This is a genomic window from Desulfobacula toluolica Tol2, assembly GCF_000307105.1.
Lineage (GTDB): Bacteria > Desulfobacterota > Desulfobacteria > Desulfobacterales > Desulfobacteraceae > Desulfobacula > Desulfobacula toluolica.
On record NC_018645.1, the window covers coordinates 1,428,914 to 1,450,811 of the forward strand.

The window sequence follows — 21,898 nt, forward strand, 5'->3', positions numbered from 1 at the left end:
CCTAAAAATTAAATTATATCTTTAAACCACTGTTTCATTCTGTTTAATATTCCGATAAAACCTTGAGTGTCTATTTCCTTAAGATTTATTTGACAGCTTGCCTTGGAACCGAAAAGTACAAGCCCTACACCTGTGGCATAGGAAGGGTTTCTGACAATGTCTTTGAGTCCGCCGATTTTATTTGGTTCGCCGATCCTTACAGGTACGTTGAAAACAGATTCGGCAATTTCAGCGATACCGTCAAGAACTACGCTTCCACCAGTAAGGACAAAGCCTGCAGGGAATGAATTTTCAAGTCCGTTGGAGAACAGCTCTTTTTTTAAAAGAGAAAAAATTTCTTCTACCCTTGGTTCAAGAATTTCAGCCAGAATCCCCTTGGAAAGTTTTTTGGGGGCTCTTCCGCCGACAGCCTGCACATCAATTGTATCGCCGGTTTTTACATTTTGCGGAACACAGGTTCCGTGTTGAATTTTTATTTTTTCAGCTTCCGGAAACGGTGTTCGAAGGCCAATGGAAATATCATTGGTCAGGTTGTGTCCTCCCAGGGTGAGTTCATAGATGAATTTTAAATTGTTATCTTTGAAAATGGCAAGATCTGTTGTCCCACCTCCCATGTCTGCTATGAGACATCCGAGCTCCTTTTCTTCATCCGTTAGAACGGCTTCACCGGAGGCCAATGATTCAAGGGCAATATCACAAACTTCAAGGCCTGCTTTGTTGCAACATTTAACAATATTTCTGGCAGATGATACAGCACCTGTGACAATGTGAATTTTGGCTTCAAGCCGGATTGCTGTCATACCCACAGGATTTTGAATGGATTCCATGTCATCCACAATAAATTCCTGGGGGATGACATGAAGAATCTCTCTGTCTGTGGGAATAGCAATTGCTTTTGCGGCATCAATGACACGTTCAACATCCTGCTTTGTTATTTCACGGCCTTTGATGGCTATAATCCCATGGGAGTTAAGCCCTTTGATATGATTTCCCGCTATGCCCACATAAACGGAAGAGATATCACACCCAGCCATTATTTCCGCCTCTTCAACCGCTTTTTTTATTGAGTCAACAGTTGATTCTATATTTACAACCGTGCCTTTCCTAAGTCCGGTGGAGGGATGGGAACCGAAACCAATCACGTTGATATCGTTTTCAAACATCTCCCCGACAACAGCGGCAATTTTTGTTGTGCCGATATCCAGGCCCACGATTATTTTTTCATTTCCCTGCAAATCAAACCCCCTTTTCTAAATTGTTGTGCAGAGCTTCGTTGAGTTTTGTTTTGATAAATACTTTTTCAATATTAAAAAGATCCATGTCGCAAATTATTCTCTCAGGATAGTTTTTATCAATATACCCGCTTATTTTTTTTGCTTTATTCAGCTTTGCTTTAAAATTGTTAAATCCTAGTTTGATGTGAATGGTTCCGTGATTTTCAGATGGTATAGGGTTGTAAATATCATTGGATTCAATGGCAAGGCCTGTGTTTTTATCCGCTTTTATCTGATGGACATTGCCTATAATACCATCTGTTTTTAAAAAATCCATTATGGAGTTGAACAACGGGCCGCTGAATACATATTGGCCGTTTTCATTTGCCAGGCCAATTCCGGAAATAACCGGTAGATTTTCAATGGGGTCTTTTGAAGGTTCATATTCTTTAAACGGTCTGCCCCGGGTGTTAATTAAAATATCTGCCAGGCTTTCAATTTTTACAATGGCCAGAGCTTTTTGCTCAATAACAGATATAAAAAGAACGGACGGCAGCTCTCTTTTTACACAAACAGACTGAATCCAGGGGTGGGAAGCAATGCTTTTTTCAATGGAAAACACATTGATTTCAAAAATATTCTCTTCACCGGTTAAGCCAGCAATCTTAAGAAGGTCTTGTTTCTTAACCTGCTTTGTGCCTGAAATTTCAAGCGTTTTAATCTTAAAAAAGTCTGACTGGGTAATGAAATCATACACAAAGATGGATACAAGGCTTAAGACACTTATAAACGCCACGGTCAGGATGCATTTGAGGCAAAAATCAATGCCTGCCCCTGAGTCGGACTGAAATGCCTCCTCTTCTCTGTTTTCAGGTTTAAACCTGTTTGGTTTTATTTTCTTGTTCACCTTCCATCCTCACTTCTGTTTCCAGTTTGATTTGGTATTTTTTTTGTACGGTATCCTGAATCTGTTGTTGTAATAACAGGATATCTTCACATCGGGCATTGTTTGTATTTACAATATAGTTTGCATGAAGCCGGGATACCATGGCATCGTTTATTTTCATGCCTTTAAGTTCGGATTTTTCAATCAGTTCTCCGGCAGACATTCCATTGTCAGGATTTTTAAAAAAACATCCGGCACTTGCAAAGCAAACCGGTTGTGTTGCATTTTTATGATTCAGGTTGTGTTGAAAGGTTGCCTCTATTTTTTGGGGATCTGCGCTCTTTAAGGTTAATTTTGCTGCAACAATAATTCCGGACTGATTGAGATGCCGGTATGAAAAATCAAGATCTTTTTTTTCAATAGTTTCAATTTTCAGGGTATCTTGATTCAACACATCAATGGATTGAATAATATCTGAGATATTACCTGTGCTTGTTCCCGCATTCATTATAATCGCCCCCCCTATGGTTCCAGGGATTCCCGCTGCAAATTCAAGTCCTGAAAGCGAATGGCTAATGGCAAACCGGCAGATTGTTGATAACCGCTCCCCTGCCTCGACATAAAGGGCTTTTTCATTAATATTTGTTTCAATTATACGGATTTTAGATTTTAAACACCTTGTGATTATAACAAGACCTCGTATCCCCTTATCAGTAATTAAAATATTTGTGCCCCCCCCAAACAGGGTAACGCTGATATCAAGATTTGATGCTTCTTTTAATAATTGTTTCAACTCCTGTTTGTCTTTGGGCAGAGCAAGAAGATCTGCAGGGCCTCCAACCTTAAAAGAGGTGTGATTTTTCAAGGGCTCATCAATCAGAAGATCAAATTTTTTGGCCAGAAGGTCAAACCTTTCAGGCAAGTTTGAATGTTTTTTTTCCATCATTCGTTGCCGTTACAATATGTCAATTAATGTTTCTCCAAGGGTGTAGATATCCCCTGCACCCAGTGTCAGTACAATGTCATTATTTTTTACTTTGTGTGTAATCATTGATAGTGCCTGTGTAAAATCAGGAGCATAAGAGACATCTTTATGCCCATGCTCCATGATACTTTTGCATAGATGTTGTGCATCAACCCCTTTGATTTTTTTTTCACTTGCAGCATAAATCGGGAGTACAATCAGGATATCAGACTGATAAAAGGATCTGGTAAATTCATGAAACAATCCCTGGGTACGGGTATACCGGTGGGGTTGGAATACAACAATCAAGCGTTTGTCTTTATAGCTTTTCCTTATCGCTGTAAGGGTTGCCATGATTTCGGTTGGATGATGACCGTAATCATCCATTACCATGATTTCTTTTTTTTTGCCTTTGATCTCAAGCCGTCTTTTTACCCCCTCAATTTGTTCCAAGGCTTCTTTGACGGTTTTAAAGGGGATGTTAAGTTCAAGTGCCGTGGCAATTGCTGCAAGCGCATTGGAGATATTATGGCTCCCGGCAAGATTCAGGCTTATTTCTCCCAAGTGGTTTTCATGGTAAAATACCTGGAAAATGCTTTTGCTGCCATGAAAAAAGATTTCTCTTGCCTGCAGATCAGACTGGGCTGTCATGCCATAGGTGGTATACCGAACATTTATCCTGGGAAGAATATCTTGAATATGCTCATTGTCGAGACATAGAACGGCAAGACCATAAAAGGGAACAGAGTTGATGAATTGAACAAAATTATTTTTAATATCTTCAATGTCTTTGTAAAAATCAAGGTGTTCAAGATCTATATTGGTGACTGCTGCAATAGCCGGTGAATACTTTAAAAAAGAGCCGTCGCTTTCGTCTGCTTCGGCAATGATATACTCTCCTTTGCCATGCAGTGCATTGGTATCAAGTCCTTTGAGAAGGCCGCCAATGATTACTGTAGGATCTAAGCCCGCCGTGTTGAGGATCTGGGCAATCATGGAGGTGGTTGATGTTTTGCCATGGGCACCTGATACGGCAATGGAATATTTGATTCGCATCAGTTCAGCCAGCATCTCAGCTCTCGGGATAATGGGAACAGACAGCTCTTTTGCTCGAATCACTTCCGGATTTTCACGGGAAATGGCTGACGAGGTAACTACCACGCTGGCACCTGCCACTTGTTCCTTGCTGTGACCCTGGAAAATGATTCCGCCATTTTCTTCAAGCCGCCGGGTAATGGGGGAAAGTTTCAGATCAGACCCGGACACCTTGTACCCAAGATGTAAGAGAAGTTCTGCAATTCCGCTCATGCCTATGCCGCCGATTCCGACAAAATGGATATGGTAATTTTTTTGATACATTAATTTAGACTTTAATTTCCTTTGTTTTTAAAATACAACTTGCTATGTTTTCATCAGCATTGGCAATTGCAATGCGCTTTAGCATTTTCGCCATGCGTTCAAGCCTGCTTTTGTCACCAACCAAGCCTTGTATAGTTTTTTCCAGGGTTTGTCCAGTCAGTTCGTTATCCTTGATCATTACGGCTGCATCATGGTTTTCAAGCGCCATAGCGTTAAAGGTTTGATGGTCATCGGCTGCATGGGGGAAAGGAACCAGAATGGCCGGCAGACCCATGATACAAAGTTCAAAAACAGTTCCCGCACCAGCTCTTGTGATGGCCAGATCAGCCATCTTTAAAAGTTGCGGCATGTTATGAAAAAAAGCTTTGACAGTTGCTTTGATGTTCAGGTCATCATATTGTTGCTGAATAGCGGATTCATCATTTATGCCGGTTTGATGGATAATATTGAACCGGTCTGTATTTTTCATCATGGCGAGAGCATCCATAAAGGCTTTGTTGATACTGGCAGCCCCCTGGCTTCCGCCTGTGACAAGAAGAGTGATTTTGTCCGGATTAAAATTATTTGAAGTCAGGCTGGTTGCAGATTCAACGGAATCTGTTTGTCGAACAGGGTTGCCGACATATTTTACTTTTTTGTTTCCAACCAGTCCCTTTGTTTCTTTAAAAGAGGTAAAAATTGTTTTGGCAAATCTTGATAGCAAGCGGTTTGTCAAACCAGGGATGGCGTTTTGTTCCTGGATGGCGGTTGGAATGCCCATGCACCAGGCAGCCAGAACAACCGCAAAAGAAGAAAACCCCCCCACACCAAGAACAAAATCTGGTTTTATGCGTTTCATGATCATCATGGCCTGTATCAGGGAAACCAGAAGAATACCGATTGAAAATGCTTTTCTGAAAATACTGCTGCCTTTAATTGGTTTTGAGATGATACTCTTGTGGGCATATCCATATTTTTCAAGGGTCTGAACTTCAAATGGGGCGTTTGTTCCAACGAAAAGAACGTCTACATTGTCATGTAGTCTTTCAAGGGCTTGGGCAACGGCAATGCCCGGAAACAGATGCCCGCCTGTTTTCCCGCCGGCAATGATTATTTTAAACGGTTTATTCATTTTTTTTGCGATGCCCCTATATTCATTAAAATTCCCATGGCAGCCATATTAACCAGCAGTGATGTTCCCCCGTAACTGATAAACGGCAGGGTAAGCCCTTTTGTGGGAAGTGCCCCTAAGGCGACCCCAGTGTTGATGATAACCTGTATCCCGATATAAATGGTTATTCCGGAAGCAGTGATGGCCCCGAAAGCAGTGTCTGATGTTTTGGCGATATCAATCCCTTTTAATAATAAAACCAAGTACAAGGATAGAACCGTCAGTACACCTGCCAATCCGAATTCTTCTCCGATAATTGAAAAAATAAAGTCTGTGTGGGGTTCCGGAAGATAGTGCATTTTTTGCATTCCAAGTCCAAGGCCTTTTCCAAAAATGCCGCCCGAACCAAATGCCTTTAAAGAATGAGTGACCTGGTATCCTGCGTCAGAAGGATCATTCCATGGGTTTAAAAAAGTCATAATTCTTTCCATACGATATTCAACTTTATACACCCAAAAATAAATCACCGGGATCAGTAAAGGTGTAGGTGATAACAGGTGGATGATCTTGACCCCTGCAATAAACATCATTCCCCATGTGATCAGTCCCAATACCACAATGGTTCCAAAATCAGGCTGGAAAATAATTAAAACGGCAAGAAAAGAAAAAAGCAGAGCGTGGGGAAAAAATCCAATGAAAAACAATTTTATCATTTCTTGTTTTTTGGACAGGGAATATCCAAGAAAAAGAATCAGCAATAATTTTGTCAATTCAGCCGGTTGGAACGTGAACCCCCAAAGGTTCAGCCACCGGTTGGCTCCGCCGGCTTTCATATTCAGTTGTGGAACAAGTACAGCAACAAGGAGTGCAATGATAAAAAAAAAGATGAGATATGAAAATTTTTTATAAAGATTATAAGGCAAAGAGGCTGTGATAAACATTGCACACAAGCTTATGCCAAAGAAAAGACACTGTTTTTGCATATAGTAAATTGCTGAGTTGTGGTTTTCCATGCTGATGGCGGAGCTTGCGGAATACACCATGATTATGCCGATCCCTGAAAGAAGAAGAACTGGGAAAAGAACTTTTCCTTCACTGAAAAACGGATGTATGGTTTTTATTTTTTCCGCCATTTTATTAGTTTCCAAGCCGGGTTACACAATTTACAAAATCATCTCCCCTGCTGGCATAGTTTTCATACATGTCAAAGCTTGCACAGGCCGGGGAGAGAAGGATAATGTCGTTTTTTGCCGCAGAATCAAAAGCTTTTTGCACGGCATGGTTCATTGTTTGGGCCTTTTTTACTATACAGACAGTTTCAAATGTGTTTTTAATGTGTGTTTTGGATTCGCCAATGGCAACAATGGTTTTAACCTTTTGTTTCACAGCCTTAATCAGTAAGGAAAAATCCGTGTCTTTTTCTCTTCCTCCCAAAATGAGAATAATATTGTTATCAAAACACTCCAGAGCCCGGATGACCGCATCCGTATTGGTGGCTTTGGAATCATTATAAAAAGAAATTCCGTTAATGGTTTTAATAAATTCAATTCTATGTGCAAGATTTTTAAAGGTTTTCAATCCTTTTAAAATACCACTCATTTTCGCACCAGCGCCAAGGCAGGCAAGAACGGCTGCAGCAATATTTTCCCTGTTGTGACGGCCCTGAAGTCCTTTGACTTGAGCTGCTTTTATCTTGTGGCTCACATTTTTTGTGATAATATCAATGGTGTCTGAACCGATGTTGGCACCCCATTGTGTCTGAATGCTTTTTTGTGATGAAAATGCAAAAATCATGGACTTAAGTTTTTGGGACTTTTTATCAAATTCATTGACTGATTGATTTATTATTGCTTTGTCGGAAGCGTCCTGGTGTTTAAATATGCGCCATTTGGAATCTTTGTATGCGCTGTAACTATCGTATCTGTCCAGGTGATCTTCTGAGATATTTAAAAGCACGCCCACATCAGGCTTGAACCGTTTTGCAAGATCCAGTTGGAAACTTGAAATTTCAGCCACGATGATATCCGTGTTTTTTTTGTCCATCAAGTGATCAACCAGTGGAGTTCCGATATTGCCTCCCACAAAAGGATTCATGCCGCAGGCCTTGAGCATGTCGCCGATTAAGGTTGTGGTCGTGGTTTTGCCGTTTGTGCCTGTAATGGCAATTATTGGAAGATCATTGTACCGGGAAAAAATATCCAGTTCGCCTGTTATGCCAACACCATTGTCTGCCGCTGTTTTAATAAATTTATTGGTTAAAGGGATACCTGGACTTGGAACCATGACTTTGGCCCTGTTAAAGGTTTCCTGGTTGTGAAAACCGATTTGAGTTTTAATGCCAAGGGCATTGAGTTGTTTTGCAACATGGCTTCTGCTTGCGTCAATATCTGTGGCAACTACGTTCTTGCCCCTGGAGCTGAGAAATTTGGCCATGGAAAGTCCTGAAGTTCCAAGACCGATGATCAGAAAATATGGTGATGTTTTTGTTTTCATTGTCATTTACCTTATTTTCAATGTACTCAACGAGAGTAATGCCAGGGTAATGGAGACAATCCAGAACCGCACAATCACTTTTGATTCATGCCAGCCCTTAAGTTCAAAATGGTGATGCAGGGGGGCCATTCTAAACACTCTTTTTCCATGTGTCAGTTTAAAATAGCCAACTTGAATGATGACTGACAAGGCTTCAATGACAAAGATTCCTCCTACAATCAGCAGCAGGATTTCCTGTTTTGTGATAATGGCAATGGTTCCTAAAATACCGCCCAGAGGAATGGACCCTGAATCGCCCATGAAAATCTGGGCAGGATGGGCATTAAACCATAGAAATCCTAATCCTGCGCCTGCCAGGGTTCCGCAGATAACCGCTATTTCACCGGCAGAGGCAATATGCCGGACATGAAGGTAGTCGGCGATCTGGATATGCCCTGCAACATAGGCAAAGAACATATAAGTGACACTGGCAACTATATAGGGACCAATGGCCAGGCCGTCAAGCCCATCGGTCAGGTTTACGGCATTGGATGTGCCAACGATGACAAGGCAGGCAAAAGGAATATACCAGATTCCCAGGTCCGGGGAAATATCTTTTAAAAACGGAATCGTCAGGCTGGAATCAAAATCAGGGCAGAGATAGATAAGATAGCTGATAATAAAGCCAAATATTATTTGAATCAAAAATTTGCCTTTGGCCGTAAATCCCATGTTTCTTTTTTTTACCTGCATCAGATAATCATCTATAAATCCGATCAATCCGAAAAGTATCAGGGTTAGAAGAAGTATGTTTACATAGTGATTGGTCAGGTTTCCCCAGATCACTGTTGTGGTGAAGATGGAAAAAAGGATCAGGATACCGCCCATGGTCGGCGTGCCTTGTTTTCCCATATGTGATTGGGGCCCATCGGTCTGGATGATCTGACCGATCTGCATTTGGGAAAGTTTTTTAATGACAAAGGGTCCGAAAAGAAAACAAATCAAAAACGCAGTCAGACCTGCGTAAATTGTTCTAAATGTAATATATCGGAATATATTCAAGAATGTGTAATCAATATGGAATGGATATAAAAATTCGTAGAGCATACGTTTTCGCCTTACAGCCCCTTTAGTTTAATAGTGTTTGAAGTTTTTGTATGATGTTTTCCATGGCCATACCCCTTGACCCTTTTACAAGAATCCAGGTTTCCCGGTCTGACTGTTCCAATATTTTTCGGGCTATTTCATCTTTTGATCCGTGAAATATATTGTCTTCTGAAAATCCGTTTTCAACTGCACCGTCTATCATGTGCTTTGTCTGGTCTCCGAAAACAAATAATTTGGAAATGCCCGATAGAGCGATTTTTAGTCCGATTTGCCTATGCAGCCTGTCGGATTTTGTTCCAAGTTCCAGCATATCCCCGAGAACGGCAATGCTGTTTTTGCCGGCACTGACTCTTTGCAGGGTATTTATGGCCTGGGTGACGGAAGCCGGATTTGCATTATATGTGTCATCAATCATATGGATGGAATCCGACAGCCTGAAAATATTCATCCTGCCGGATACCGGGGTAAAGGCCCGGAGTCCTTTTTTTATACCTTTCCTGCAAATGCCTGCAATGCTGGCGGCGCAAATTGCCGCAAGACAATTATCCACCATAAACAGGGCAGGGGAGTTGATTGAACAGGCAATTTTTTGATCGTTAAATTTGGCGGTAAATTGGGTGGAACCTGCCAAGGTTTTAATATCAGCAGATTGAAAGTCTGCATCATATCCTGAGCCAAAAAAGAGAACTGTTTTTATGGCGTTATTTTCCCTGGCTTTTGCTTCAAGGATGCAGCGCCTTGGATCATCCGCAAAAAGGATTGCGGTTGCGTTTTTACGGATGCCTTCAAAAATTTCCGCCTTGGCAGTTGCCACATTCTCAACACTGCCAAGTCCTTCAAGATGAACTCCTGCGGTATTGGTTACCACGGCAATATCGGGAAGTGCGATCCGGCTCAGTCTGGAGATTTCACCCGGATGGTTCATGCCCATTTCCACGATAGCCCATTCATGAGCATGGGAAAGATTTAAAAGAGTCAGTGGTAAACCGATTTCATTGTTAAAATTACCAGTTGTGGCGTGGGTATGATATTGGGTTTTAAATATTTCCTGGGTGATTTTTCTTGTGGTTGTTTTTCCGCTGGAACCTGTAATTGCAATTAATTTGACGTTTGAGCGCAGCCTTTGATATCGGGCCAGCTGTCCTAAGCCGGTTAAGGTATCCCTGGTTTCAAAAATAATCAGACTGCTTTGAAAAATTTTTTTTCGAGTGTTTTGATCAAGAGTATCAACAAATCCTTTTTGGGTGATAAATCCTTTTATACCTTGATCAATAAGGCGTTTAATAAAAATATGTCCATCAAAAGTTTCTCCTTTAAGTGCAAGGAAAATATGGGTTTGAGCAATAGTTCTTGAATCAGTGGAGATTCCGCTAAAACTATGATTTTTTTTTATGTTTGAAAAAACAGGATCTGTATTCAATGCACGGGACAGATCTTCTGTTTTCCATGCAATCGGGGTGAATTGGTCTGCAAATTCAATGGCGGAGTTCTTTAGTTCTTCTTTGTCATCAAAGTGAAGGGTGCCTGTATTGGTAATTTGATAGGTTTCGTGTCCTTTTCCCGCAGCAACAATTATATCCCCTGGTTTTGAAATGAATACAGCCTTTTTAAGAGCTTTTTTTCGGTCAACTTCAACCATGTAGCCTTTTTTGAACGGATCAAATGAAAGATCGTTTTCAGAAAGTTTATCAAAAGTGTCCAACCCTTCACAAATATCATTTATAATTTCATCAGGGTTTTCGGATCTCGGGTTGTCAGAGGTTATAATGGTAATGTCACTTGTTTTGCAGGCAATGCAACCCATTAAGGGACGTTTTGAACGGTCCCTGTCGCCACCGCATCCGAAAACAGTGATAATTCTTTTGGGGGCCATTTGTTTGAGCGTGGTCAGAATGGATTCAAGTGCGTCAGGCGTGTGAGCATAATCGACAAATATATACCTGTCGATCGGGGTATTGATTTTTTCCAGCCGGCCCGGAACGGCAGGGCAGTTTTCAAGCCCCTTTTTTATCTGTTCAAGTTTGATATTCAAGGCATGGGCAGCACCGGCAGCACATAAAATATTTTCCAGATTAAATTTGCCGGTAAGCGATGTTGTTAAGTTGAATGAACCGCCGGGCAGACAAATGGTTCCTGACAACCCATGGATATCGTCTTTGACACTTTGTGCAAAAATATCTGTTTTTTTTTTTGTGCTGACAGCAAGGTTTGGACAGGCAAGAGAATTGAATAAGGATTCTCCTTTGGGGTCATCAATGTTCAGGATGGCAGGAGCATCGTTTTTTCCGTTTGACCCGAGAAACCGAGTGAAAAATCTTTTTTTGCAGTCAAAGTAGGCATCAATGGTTTTGTGATAATCCAGGTGATCCTGGGTCAGGTTTGTAAATACCCCGGCATCAAACCGGCAGAAGTCCACCCTGTTCAGGTCAAGTCCATGGGAGGAAACTTCCATGATGACATGGGTTACACCGGCCTGTTTCATGTTATAAAGGTTTTTTTGAAGATCAATGGAATCAGGAGTTGTTACAGGGGTATCAAAAGTCTGATCATTGTACCGGATATTTATGGTTCCAATGACACCGGTTGAAAATCCGCAGGCCTTGAAAATACTTTCCAGAAGCCAGGTGGTGGTGGTTTTTCCATTTGTTCCGGTGATGCCTACAAGGGTCAGGTCCTTTGACGGGTTGCCGTAAAAATTGGCTGCAATGGAGGCCATGGCAAGCCTCGTGTTTTCAACCAGTATAACATTATTTATATTTTTCGGATTGGTTTGGGCAATAACAGCCGCAGCCCCTTTTTCAAATGCCTGTTCAATATAATCGTGCCCGTCAGCCTCAAATCCTTTAATGGCAATAAACAGTCCGTTGGGCCTGATCTGTTTGGAGTTTGAAGAGATGAAAAAAATATCCGGGTCATGGATATCCATGTCCTCAAAAGGATCAGCTGCAGTCAGTGAACAATCTTTGATCAGAGCAGACAGTTTCAAGTTTTTTCTCCGCTTGATAATAAGGCGATCATATTCTTGCTTTTTTCAGGGGGTATATTTAAATAATTAAAGGATTCAGCCATAATGCTTTTAAAGGCTGGAGCTGCCACATCCCCGCCATAATATTGTTTTCTGGGTTCATCTACAACCACCAGAATGGCAAGTTCAGGGTTGCCCTGTGGTGCAAACCCCCCGAAAACCGAGATATAGTTTCTTTTTGAATATCCTTTGCGTTTCTCCATGGCTTTTTGAGCTGTTCCTGTTTTGCCGCAAACCGAATATCCGTTCATGGCTGCTTTTGTGCCTGTACCTTCTTCTTTTACGGCAAGGCTCATCATTCTTTTGACCTGCCCGGCAATTTTTGAGGATACTACTTGTCTGATTCTTTCAGGGTGATACACTTTTATATCTTTTCCTGTGTTGGATATGATTTTTTTTATCAACATGGGTTTCATAAGGTTCCCGTCGTTTGCAATGGCGCTGATACCGGAGATCAGCTGTATGGCGGAAACAGAAACGCCCTGGCCAAAAGATATGGCACCGGCATCAATATTAGACCATTTTCGATATGGGCTCAGGTTGCCCGATGTCTCTCCTGGACATCCAACCATGGTTTTATCCCCGAATCCAAAAGCCACAAGATGGTTGTGCAAGGATCTTTTTCCAATTGTTTGTACAATTTTTGCAGCACCTATATTACTTGAGAACTTGATGATCTGGTTGATGGAAAGCCAGTCATGGGGATGGGTGTCATGAATGGTAAATGTTCCGATTTTATAGTTTCCGTTTTCACAAAAAAAGATGGATTGTGGTTCGAAACCCTTTTCAAGTGCGGCAGCTGCAGTAAAGACCTTCATGACAGACCCCGGCTCAAACGCATCGGTGACGGCGCGGTTTCTGAAGACTGATCTGTCATGTTCTTTAAAATTGTTTGGGTTGAATTTTGGAAAATGTGCAATGGAAAGCAATTCACCGGTTTGAGGCCTCATCACCAAGGCTATTCCTGATTTTGCCCGGTGAGCCATTACGGTTTTTTCAAGGGTTTTCTCACTTAAAAATTGGATTTTTTTATCAATTGTCAGAACAATGGAGTTTCCTCTCAATTCAACTCTTTTTTTCTTGTCAAGATCAAGGTTGCCTCCATTTCCGTCCCGTTTCATATTTATTCTCGCTGAACTGCCTTTCATAACAGAGTCATACTTGAACTCAAGGCCCTCAAGACCGGAATCTTCAGCACCTGTAAACCCTATGACTTGTGCTGCAAGAGTCCTGTTGGGATAAAATCTTTTAGAATCAGTTTCAAAATAAATTCCCGTCAAATTTAATTGCCGAATTTGACCGGCCTGATCCGGGGAAATTTTTTTGGCCACCCAGGCGAACGTACGCTTGGATGAAAGGGTGTTTTGAAGTTCTTTTTGATTGATATCCAATATGTTGGAAATTTTTTCAGCAGCATCTTTCGGGTTTTTTATTTTTAAAGGACAGGCTGTAATGGAGACAGCATCAATGCTGGTGGCAAGTTTGTTCATGCTTCTGTCCAGAATCTGTCCTCGTTCCCCGTGAATTGTGAAATGTCTTGAATAATCGTCTTCAGCTTTTCGGGTCAGTTCTTTGGCCTTAAAAATCTGAATATCAAAGGATTTTGCTCCAAGAAAGAAAATTGATGCAACGATCAGAATTTGAACGATAATGATTCTGTGTTTCATATCTGTGTTAAAATCATTTGACATTAACCGTCTTCCCCTGAAAGATAAATGGTTTGGTCCAAGGTATGTGTTGAAAGGCTCAACCTGGTTTTTGCAATCCTTGTAATTCGATCGTCTGATTTGAGTCTGTCTCTTTCAACAGACAGGGCCTTTTGATAAGAAATTTTCTTTGAATACTCACCCTGTGCTTTGGAAACCCGTAAAATAGTATGGGTGGATTCCGTCCTGATCCAGGTGTGAACCAAAAGCTCACAGAAAATAAGGCAAATGATGATAATCCAGTGGAATCCGGCCTTTTGTATTTGATCAGCCTTTCTGTGTATGTTGTTTTTTAATGTCATTAGTTATATTTTTTGAGCCACCCTTAATTTTGAGCTTCTGGCCATGGGGTTTTGGTCTATTTCCTGTTTAGTCGGAATCAATGGCTTTTTGAAAATTGATTTTATTTGCGGAACAAATCCGCACAAACAGACTGGAAGACTTTTTGGACATGTGCATCCGTTCTCAAATTTTCGCAACGATTGCTTTACGATACGATCTTCTAAAGAATGAAAAGAGATGATACAAACCCGTCCATCCTTTAAAAGAAGAGAAGGTACAATTTTCATGAATTTTTCAAGCTGTTCAAGTTCCCTGTTTACTACGATCCTTAATGCCTGGAATACTCTTGTTGCAGGATGTATGCGCTGGCTGTATATGTTTTTTGCAGGGATGGCTTTTGTGATGATTTGTGCCAGTTCAAAACTTGTATGAATGGGGTTTTGCTTTCTTTGTTCAATGATCCGTTTTGCAATACGCCTTGAAAATTTTTCTTCACCAAACTTAAAGAAAATATCAATCAGTTCACTCTCCTTGAATGAATTGATAATCTCAAAAGCTGTCAGATCATTTCGCATGTCCATTCGCATATCCAATGGTTCATCCTTGTTAAAACTAAACCCTCGTCTGGCGTGTTTTAATTGGTTCAGTGAAAAGCCCAGATCAAGAACTATCGAGTTTACACCTTTGATTCCGTTAGCATCTAAAATTTCCGGAAGATCGGAAAAATTGTTGTGAAACAACAGCACATTTTTTTTGAACGGTTGTAAAATCTTTTCAGCATGATTAATTGCATCTAAATCCTGATCAATGCCGATAAGCAAGCCATCAGGAAGGATTGCCTTTAAGGTTGAAAGTGCGTGGCCTGCTCCGCCTAAGGTACAATCCACAGCAATGTTTCCTGGTTGAAGGTTTTGCTGCTCATGCACCTGCCGGGGCATTACAGAAGTATGCTCAAAGCCCATATTTTATAATCCAAGAGAGGCGATTTCCTCTCTTACTTCCTCTCTTTGGAGTTCCTGTTCCATTTGTTTGTTGATTTTTTCCCATTGATCCCGTGACCATATCTCAAATCGATCCAGATTGCCCACAAGAGCAATTTCTTTTTCAAGTCCTGCATAGTCTCTTAAATTTTTTGGGATCAGGATACGATCCTGCTTGTCACATCTGCATTCACAGGAGTTGCCCAGAAAAAACCTTCTAAAATTTACCATGGCACTGCTTTTTGCTGACAAAATCCTGTTTTCCACTTTTTCCCATTCGCTAAAAGCATAAGCGTATAAGCACCCGTCCTTGTTTGAAACCATGACCCCGTAAAATTTATCAGCCTTTAAAATATTCCTGAATCTTGATGGAATAATCACCCGGCCTTTGGAATCAATGGTATGAAAAGAGCTAGATCTAAACACTTAATTTAAGCCTTTATTAAAGATGAGCTTATCCACTTTTCAACCACTTTGCTCCACATTCTACGAAAAATAAGGACTAAGTCAAGAAAAAAATAAATTTTTGTTAGAAAAAACATGTATGGCTTAATTGTTATTTCGGAGTAAAAATTATAGATAAAAACTGGGTGAGTTGGTGCTGCTTATATTAATAAGGGCTGTTTAAAATAAAGGACGAATAGCCCTTTTATATAATGTTTTGACACATCAAGCTGGATGGAGCTGAAAGGGAAAAGGGGGAGAAAAGTGGAGTCCATGGATGTGATGACTTGCTTGCTTAATCTAATATTATATTAGACAAAACAAATACTTATAGCGGCAATAAAATGAACAGCCCTTTGTTTGAACATAAGTTTTATGAAAATACATATCAACCCGAGGAAAAATACCATAATAAGAACAAACAGAATGGTAATGATCCATTGATAGGGTTGATATGAAATTTTTAAAAAAAAGGTTCACTTTTTTAAGGGACAGGTTTTAAATTAGCCTCTTCCTTGCTTAAATCTATATCTTTCGGGCTTAAGTCGGCCTTTTCCTGATTTAACAGTTTTTCAATATTTGACACAATTTCTTTGCCGTTGAACTGGCTCAGCTCAAAGACATACTCATTCATCGAAGAAATTCCGATCAAATTATCAGGATTGTCGGTTTTAAAAAGTGTTAACTCTATTTCGGCTTCATTTTTAAGAGTTATCTTGCACAGGGGAAGGGATTTCTCCAGTTCGTTTTTAGAAGGAACAGACACATATTTTTTACATTCCAGAAACGCAACAGAGGACAGAAGATTTGACACAGCTTCTTTGTCGGCAGACGTTCCGTCTTCAGCCGTCCAGGTGATTTCTGTCTTTTTTTTGTTTGATTCTTTTGGGTCGGATTCTTTTGGACTCGATTTTTTTGGGTCCTTTTCATCTTCTTTTAAAATCAGTGTTTTGGATACCCCTTCTTTTTCAATGGTAAATTGTTTTATGGAGGCTTGCTTGAACTCCAATACTTTTTTATCTCTGAAATCATCCTGGGGCTTGTCAAAATAAGATTTAAAACTGCCGTTGGCATGATAGATGTTTTTATCATTTGCCAGCATGACAAACGTATGGTTAAAAGACGGCGCGGTTTTTCCCAGGGTAAATTCAAAAATGGTCTTTTCGTCTTGTACCAGTTTAACACGGATATGATGTTCATTATCAAGCTCGTATCTTTTAAGGTCGCCTTTTTGAGACACCAGGGCGGAAAGCTTAAAAGTTTTGATTGTATCCAGCATGTTTTCCACAGCAGGTGAGTCTGCAGGATATTCTTTGTCGGTCAGAACCCAGTTTTTTCCTTTTTTTGTAAATGCTATGGCTCCTTCTTTTTTATCCAGGGTGAGACTCGTGATTTTGGCAACATCTATTTGGGGAATTTCAGGCAGTGTATAATGGTCTTTGTTGCCTTTATAAAACAAAAGATATGCACCCAATATCAAGATGAGTGCGATCAGGATCATGTATTCTTTTTTCATGAGTTCATTCCTCTTAAGCGTTAAAACGGTTGGCGATTTTCTTTTTTCTGGCTGTTCTTTTGGCAAGCACACCCAGTCCGAACAAGATGACCAGAACAGGCAGGATAATAATATTAAACGCTTTGATAATGCTCCTGGCAAGCGGTGTGGTTTGGGCAACGGGATTCAATGTCTGTTGCTTGCTTCTCAGTTGGGCGATTTTATCGTCACCATTGAGATGATCAATAATGTTTAAGATAAAGGTGGCATTGGTTGATCGGCCCTGTGGGTCCAGCATATTGTCCTGAAGCATCTGTGAGCATGGAAGGATGAAAAGTTTGGCAGTCTTGGATGTTTCTATAAAGGTGTTTTCGGCGCTTAACCCTGTAAATTTATTGTTTTCCAGGGTGGACTCGGTATTGTTTTCTTTGTTGTCTTCATTAATATCTTTTTCTCCCATATCTTTTTCAGGTATGGCTTTGCCTTTAAAGAAACTTGTGAAATTGCCTTCAAGCAGATAGGCAAGATCATAGGATTTCATCTCATCCTCATTTGCCGGTGGCCGGATGAACATGGGGTTTAAATTAATAGAGTCTTCCATCAACCATGATTCATCAGATGAAGACAAAAGTTTTGTTGCTGTAACTTGTGTTGTATCAATGTTTTTTTCCACAAGCTCAAGAGGCGAAATCTGCATGGCAACAAGCCCTTTGATATTGTCCATGAATTGAGGTGTGTTGTTGATGGTATTTTCTTTTAACATGGGGGCAAAATATATGTTTTGTTCTCCGCCTCCCATATTTTGTGGAACTTGCTGTGTATAGGATTGTTTGTCCAATACATATGCTTTTTTTATTTTTATGCCGTAATGGTTTAATAGGGCTTCAAGTCCGGTGTCAATGGGCTCGTATCTTGGCGGCATACCCATTCCCATACTGTTTTGTTGAGGCATGATTTCATTAAAAGAGTCCGAGATAAACGCAATGTTTGTTCCTTTCATCAGTGCCTGATCAATCTGGAACAGTTCATAATCTGAAAATTTCTGGGTGGGCCTTGCAATAATAAGACAGTTTAACCCGTCCGGAATCGGCCCGTCTTTTAAATCAAGCTGTTTGATTGAATATCGTGAAGACACAAGCGTGTTAAGCACCTGCATGCCGCTTGAAGGCATTCCCTGCATCATGGCCAGTCTGTCCGGCATAAGGGAATGGGTTCCATGGCCTGATAAAAATCCGATATCCTTGTTAATCCCGATGAGTTTTTCCACAACCGAATTGAGTTCTTCTTCCAGTTCGCCCGGATTTGCCATTTGATAGGTCGTGCCGATAATGGGAAGTTCCAAAGCACTGATAAGGGGCAGTGTATTTGTTTTACCGTTAAATTCAATGACAAGACCTGCGGCTCCATGTCCGGCTGAAATGTTTTTTTCAGGAATAGCGGGCCATGAAAGTGCCATTAAATTGTATTTTTTACTCACAGTATCAAGATTTTTTTTGTCTGAAATATCAATATGTTTTAATTCAAGGATGCCAAGGATCTTATTATTGAGCTTTTCAATGGTATCTGCCACAGCTTTGTTCAGCATCGGCAGTTGGTCAAGCCCTATCAGGGGAGCTATGGTATTCAAAGAGTTTGATAAATACATATTGACTTGGACTTTGTCTTTGAGCTGCAACAAGGCGCTTACTTTGTTGTTCAGCTTCTGGATAGCGCCTGTAAGCTGGTATTCAAGACCATTTGTGGAGGTTATGGTTTCAATTTTTTCAATCAGGTCTCCGTGGATTATGACCAGGCCCATATAGGCATTTTTAAATTTAACCTCATCATTTTCCATAATCCTTATCTGAACCGGCTGTATCCCGTAATCTTTTGCCATGTCACGGTTTTCGTCGGTATTCTGGGTCAGGTCCCCTTCTTCCGGGGTGACATTATAAAAGGTATAGTTGAAAAATTTACCGCCTCTTGCAGCATATTCTTCCAGCAGATCCCTAAGATATCGTTCCGTATTGTTGTGTGGTGCGGGCAGGTCTTTTGAGAAAAACACCTTGATGGTCAAGGGTTCAGACAAGGTTGCCACAACATCCTTGCTGGCGGGTGACAGCGAATATAGTTTGTCATCTGTCAGGTCTGCCCTGAAAAAAAGGGTGATCCCTGCAAAGTTAAGCAATACAATGACTGCAAGATATAAAATAAATTTAAAGTAGTTTTCTTTCATTGAAAAATTACCCATTGTTTCTCCTTAGTTCTTCTCATGCATGACAATATAGGTTGAAAAAATAAAAATAAAGACCACGCTCACAAAATAAAGAATATCCCTGGAATCGATAATACCTTTGGAAATATTCGTGAAGTGGGAGTTGGCACCAATATATTCAACAATGGAAATGATTTTTGAAGGCATGAAAAATAAAAGCTTGTCAATAATGGTCAGGGTAAAGCACAGGGCGCAACCAATAATAAATGCAATGATCTGGTTGCGGGTTAAAGACGAGGCAAACAGACCAAGGGAGCAATAGGCAGCCGCAAGAAAAATAGCCCCAAGATATCCGCCGATTACAGGCCCCGGATCAACCTGGCCTATAAACGAGATAAAAATCGGATAGGAAATGGTTGGGACAAGCATGCATGCCGTAAACAGTGTGGCGGCAAAAAATTTTCCCAGGGCAATATCCGTAAACGATACCGGCATGGTTAAAAGAATTTCATAGGAGCCGATATTCTTTTCTTCTGAAAAAAGCCGCATGGTAATGGCAGGAATGATAAAAGAAAAAATAATGGGCAAAAGAGAGAAAAAATCTCTTAAATCAGCCCGTCCGAAAATAAAAAATGTGGAAAAGAAAAACCAGCCCGTTACAATCAGGAATAAAGATATCACAATATAGGCAATGGGTGAGATGAAATAATCCTTGAACTCTTTAATGGCAATAGTTTTTATCTGTTTCATGGGTTTTATGCCTCCTCCCTTGTCAATTTCCGGAATATTTTTTCAAGGGCCTGGGATTCTTTTTTGAGTTCTACAATGATCCAGTCCGTTTCTTTGATTTTAAGGTATATGTCTGATCTCAAATCCATGGCGTCAGAATTATTATATCTATTATTATCTGTACTGGTATCTGAATTGCCGATCTCAAAAGAGAGAGTGTCATCTTCACCTGACTCAACGGTTTTCACATCAAGATTTGAATGGATACCCTTTAAAAGTGAGATGGCATCGTCTTTTAACGCTCCTTTAAGAGATAGTTTGATCAAAGAAGTTTGTGCTGCATTTTGTTTGAGATGTGCAGTTGTATCATCGGCAACCACTTTTCCTTTGTTGATAATGGTGATCCTGTCGCAGGTGGCCTCAGCTTCACTCAAGATATGGGTGGAAAAGATAATGGTTTTCTCTTTTCCAATGGTTTTAATAATATCCCTTATTTCAACAATCTGGTTTGGATCCAGCCCTGATGTGGGTTCATCCAGAATTAAAATTTTTGGATCAGTCATCATGGCATGGGCAAGGCCTACCCTCTGTTTTAGCCCTTTTGAAAGATTGGCAATGGGTTTGTCCATAATGGCAGACAGTCCGCAAAGATCAGATAATTGCAAAAACCTGTCATACCTGGTTTCCTTATCATTGATTCCTTTTATCCTTGCAACATAATCCAAGTAGTCATAGACCAGCATGTTGTGATAAAGTGGAGCTGATTCAGGCAGATATCCGATTAAGGATTTGATCTGGATGGCATCTTTTGGCATTTGCAAGTCATTTATTTTTATGGACCCTGAGCTTGGTTTGAAATATCCGGTTAACATTCTTAAAGTAGTTGTCTTTCCGGCACCATTTGGACCAAGAAGACCTAAAATTTCACCTTTCCGGATCATCATGCTGATATTGTCCACAGCACAGAAATCTTTGTAGTACTTGGTCAGATTTTGAACTTCAATCAACTTGTCCTCCTTCATTATATAGTATTGAGAGTTGAGGGATGAGATTTTTTTGCATATATCAAACCTTATGTCTTGTTCTTTTTATATTAATACCTTGAAAAATCCAAACAAAGACGTTCTTGTTTTGTTGTGGACAAATCAAGTTGAGCAGATTGCAGTATGAAATGTCCAGGTCTGCCTGCAGCAGTTTATATAAAAGAACTTTTAACCTGCTGAAATTAAATATCTTTCATTGTTTGTTTCGGCAGAGTGATCTGCCATGGCATTATTAAAAATCTTCTAAAACTTTGCTTTTATCAATAAACAGTGCAAGGTCTTTTTCTGTTTTTTGACAGGCAAATACGGCTTTTTCAATACGCCGGCAAAAAGGATCATCTTTACCAAGTATATTAACAGCTTTCTGGTAAAGCTCTTTTCCCCGGTTGAAATGATTAATAACCTCTTTTTGCAGGACTTTTCGTTCTTTGTGCCTTAGTTTTTCAGAGTTGATAATGGATTCAAGCTTTTTGACCGAATATTCAACAAGTGCATCCCGGGGGGTTCCATAAGCCTGGGAAATAGTGCCAAGGGCGTCAATGGTTTTTCGGCTTAACACAAAGGTTTTCTGTTTCCTGGGAATTTTTTTAAATTGCCTGATGCGAATGGTTTTTGCAAGGCTGTCCAGGGCGTCCATGTCTTCTATGATGTGATCAAACAGAGATTTTTGTTTTATCCCCATATGGATGGCAACAAGCCCGATTGCATCAATGGCTTTCTGGGAGAGTTTGAAGGTAGCCCGGACGGATTGTTTTCCCCTGAGGTCAAGCATGTTTGAATCAGGGAATTGATCTTCTGTTTCTGACATAATGCGCTCCTTTCCGGAGATTGTATGATTAAATTTGTTCCATTCAAAATAGTAATGAAACTATATCATGGTTCGAATTTTATCTTAAAAAATTGTGATG

Annotated in this window: 18 protein-coding genes; all 18 read right to left on the bottom strand. The window is 40.4% G+C overall.

Translation table 11 applies throughout. From position 1 onward, the window contains the following. Window positions 1–8: 8 nt before the first annotated feature. Window positions 9–1,235 (bottom strand): cell division protein FtsA, encoded by a 1,227-nt coding sequence (gene ftsA, locus TOL2_RS06505; protein WP_014956716.1) that lies wholly within the window; start codon window positions 1,233–1,235, stop codon window positions 9–11. Between the two features lies 1 nt (window position 1,236). Continuing rightward, on the bottom strand, window positions 1,237–2,121 hold the full coding sequence (locus TOL2_RS06510; RefSeq protein WP_014956717.1) for a cell division protein FtsQ/DivIB: 885 nt from the start codon (window positions 2,119–2,121) through the stop codon (window positions 1,237–1,239). After that, window positions 2,090–3,046: a UDP-N-acetylmuramate dehydrogenase gene (gene murB, locus TOL2_RS06515; RefSeq protein WP_014956718.1), complete on the bottom strand. Its 957-nt coding sequence runs from the start codon at window positions 3,044–3,046 to the stop codon at window positions 2,090–2,092. The genes TOL2_RS06510 and murB overlap by 32 nt, the downstream gene beginning before the upstream one ends. 9 nt (window positions 3,047–3,055) lie before the next feature. Beyond that, window positions 3,056–4,423 (bottom strand): UDP-N-acetylmuramate--L-alanine ligase, encoded by a 1,368-nt coding sequence (gene murC / locus TOL2_RS06520; protein ID WP_014956719.1) that lies wholly within the window; start codon window positions 4,421–4,423, stop codon window positions 3,056–3,058. 4 nt (window positions 4,424–4,427) lie between these two features. After that, the gene (murG, locus tag TOL2_RS06525; protein WP_014956720.1) at window positions 4,428–5,534 is read right to left on the bottom strand and encodes an undecaprenyldiphospho-muramoylpentapeptide beta-N-acetylglucosaminyltransferase; all 1,107 of its coding nucleotides are present in this window, start codon (window positions 5,532–5,534) and stop codon (window positions 4,428–4,430) included. Further along, the gene (gene ftsW / locus TOL2_RS06530) at window positions 5,531–6,646 is read right to left on the bottom strand and encodes a putative lipid II flippase FtsW (protein ID WP_014956721.1); all 1,116 of its coding nucleotides are present in this window, start codon (window positions 6,644–6,646) and stop codon (window positions 5,531–5,533) included. The genes murG and ftsW overlap by 4 nt, the downstream gene beginning before the upstream one ends. A gap of 4 nt (window positions 6,647–6,650) precedes the next feature. Beyond that, window positions 6,651–8,006, bottom strand: coding sequence for a UDP-N-acetylmuramoyl-L-alanine--D-glutamate ligase (gene murD / locus TOL2_RS06535; protein WP_014956722.1), 1,356 nt, complete (start codon window positions 8,004–8,006; stop codon window positions 6,651–6,653). 6 nt (window positions 8,007–8,012) lie between these two features. Beyond that, a complete protein-coding gene (mraY, locus tag TOL2_RS06540; RefSeq protein ID WP_014956723.1) occupies window positions 8,013–9,092 on the bottom strand; it encodes a phospho-N-acetylmuramoyl-pentapeptide-transferase in 1,080 nt (359 codons plus the stop codon). A 22-nt stretch (window positions 9,093–9,114) separates the two neighbouring features. Continuing rightward, window positions 9,115–12,078, bottom strand: coding sequence for a UDP-N-acetylmuramoyl-L-alanyl-D-glutamate--2,6-diaminopimelate ligase (locus TOL2_RS06545; RefSeq protein ID WP_014956724.1), 2,964 nt, complete (start codon window positions 12,076–12,078; stop codon window positions 9,115–9,117). Continuing rightward, complete coding sequence (locus tag TOL2_RS06550; protein WP_014956725.1) at window positions 12,075–13,808, bottom strand: peptidoglycan D,D-transpeptidase FtsI family protein; 1,734 nt, start codon at window positions 13,806–13,808, stop codon at window positions 12,075–12,077. Before TOL2_RS06550 ends, TOL2_RS06545 begins: the two co-directional genes overlap by 4 nt. Further along, window positions 13,808–14,125, bottom strand: a complete 318-nt coding sequence (locus TOL2_RS06555; RefSeq protein ID WP_014956726.1) for a hypothetical protein — start codon at window positions 14,123–14,125, stop codon at window positions 13,808–13,810. The genes TOL2_RS06550 and TOL2_RS06555 overlap by 1 nt, the downstream gene beginning before the upstream one ends. Before the next feature lie 3 nt (window positions 14,126–14,128). Then, on the bottom strand, window positions 14,129–15,067 hold the full coding sequence (gene rsmH / locus TOL2_RS06560) for a 16S rRNA (cytosine(1402)-N(4))-methyltransferase RsmH (RefSeq protein ID WP_014956727.1): 939 nt from the start codon (window positions 15,065–15,067) through the stop codon (window positions 14,129–14,131). Between the two features lie 3 nt (window positions 15,068–15,070). After that, window positions 15,071–15,511 (bottom strand): division/cell wall cluster transcriptional repressor MraZ, encoded by a 441-nt coding sequence (gene mraZ / locus TOL2_RS06565; RefSeq protein ID WP_014956728.1) that lies wholly within the window; start codon window positions 15,509–15,511, stop codon window positions 15,071–15,073. A gap of 502 nt (window positions 15,512–16,013) precedes the next feature. Further along, on the bottom strand, window positions 16,014–17,045 hold the full coding sequence (locus tag TOL2_RS06570) for a DUF4340 domain-containing protein (protein WP_014956729.1): 1,032 nt from the start codon (window positions 17,043–17,045) through the stop codon (window positions 16,014–16,016). Between the two features lie 13 nt (window positions 17,046–17,058). Then, the gene (locus TOL2_RS06575; RefSeq protein WP_014956730.1) at window positions 17,059–19,254 is read right to left on the bottom strand and encodes a GldG family protein; all 2,196 of its coding nucleotides are present in this window, start codon (window positions 19,252–19,254) and stop codon (window positions 17,059–17,061) included. 9 nt (window positions 19,255–19,263) lie between these two features. Beyond that, the gene (locus tag TOL2_RS06580) at window positions 19,264–19,968 is read right to left on the bottom strand and encodes an ABC transporter permease subunit (RefSeq protein WP_014956731.1); all 705 of its coding nucleotides are present in this window, start codon (window positions 19,966–19,968) and stop codon (window positions 19,264–19,266) included. 5 nt (window positions 19,969–19,973) lie between these two features. Further along, window positions 19,974–20,954 (bottom strand): ABC transporter ATP-binding protein, encoded by a 981-nt coding sequence (locus TOL2_RS06585; RefSeq protein ID WP_014956732.1) that lies wholly within the window; start codon window positions 20,952–20,954, stop codon window positions 19,974–19,976. Between the two features lie 268 nt (window positions 20,955–21,222). Then, window positions 21,223–21,798, bottom strand: a complete 576-nt coding sequence (locus TOL2_RS06590) for a hypothetical protein (RefSeq protein ID WP_014956733.1) — start codon at window positions 21,796–21,798, stop codon at window positions 21,223–21,225. Between the last annotated feature and the right edge of the window lie 100 nt (window positions 21,799–21,898).

Coding starts and splice junctions, on each gene's coding strand:
- murB (WP_014956718.1), bottom strand. CDS start 3,046: ATGATGGAAAAAAAACATTCAAACTTGCCTGAAAGGTTTGACCTTCTG.
- murC (WP_014956719.1), bottom strand. CDS start 4,423: ATGTATCAAAAAAATTACCATATCCATTTTGTCGGAATCGGCGGCATA.
- murG (WP_014956720.1), bottom strand. CDS start 5,534: ATGAATAAACCGTTTAAAATAATCATTGCCGGCGGGAAAACAGGCGGG.
- ftsW (WP_014956721.1), bottom strand. CDS start 6,646: ATGGCGGAAAAAATAAAAACCATACATCCGTTTTTCAGTGAAGGAAAA.
- murD (WP_014956722.1), bottom strand. CDS start 8,006: ATGAAAACAAAAACATCACCATATTTTCTGATCATCGGTCTTGGAACT.
- mraY (WP_014956723.1), bottom strand. CDS start 9,092: ATGCTCTACGAATTTTTATATCCATTCCATATTGATTACACATTCTTG.
- TOL2_RS06550 (WP_014956725.1), bottom strand. CDS start 13,808: ATGTCAAATGATTTTAACACAGATATGAAACACAGAATCATTATCGTT.
- TOL2_RS06555 (WP_014956726.1), bottom strand. CDS start 14,125: ATGACATTAAAAAACAACATACACAGAAAGGCTGATCAAATACAAAAG.
- rsmH (WP_014956727.1), bottom strand. CDS start 15,067: ATGGGCTTTGAGCATACTTCTGTAATGCCCCGGCAGGTGCATGAGCAG.
- TOL2_RS06570 (WP_014956729.1), bottom strand. CDS start 17,045: ATGAAAAAAGAATACATGATCCTGATCGCACTCATCTTGATATTGGGT.
- TOL2_RS06575 (WP_014956730.1), bottom strand. CDS start 19,254: ATGGGTAATTTTTCAATGAAAGAAAACTACTTTAAATTTATTTTATAT.
- TOL2_RS06580 (WP_014956731.1), bottom strand. CDS start 19,968: ATGAAACAGATAAAAACTATTGCCATTAAAGAGTTCAAGGATTATTTC.
- TOL2_RS06590 (WP_014956733.1), bottom strand. CDS start 21,798: ATGTCAGAAACAGAAGATCAATTCCCTGATTCAAACATGCTTGACCTC.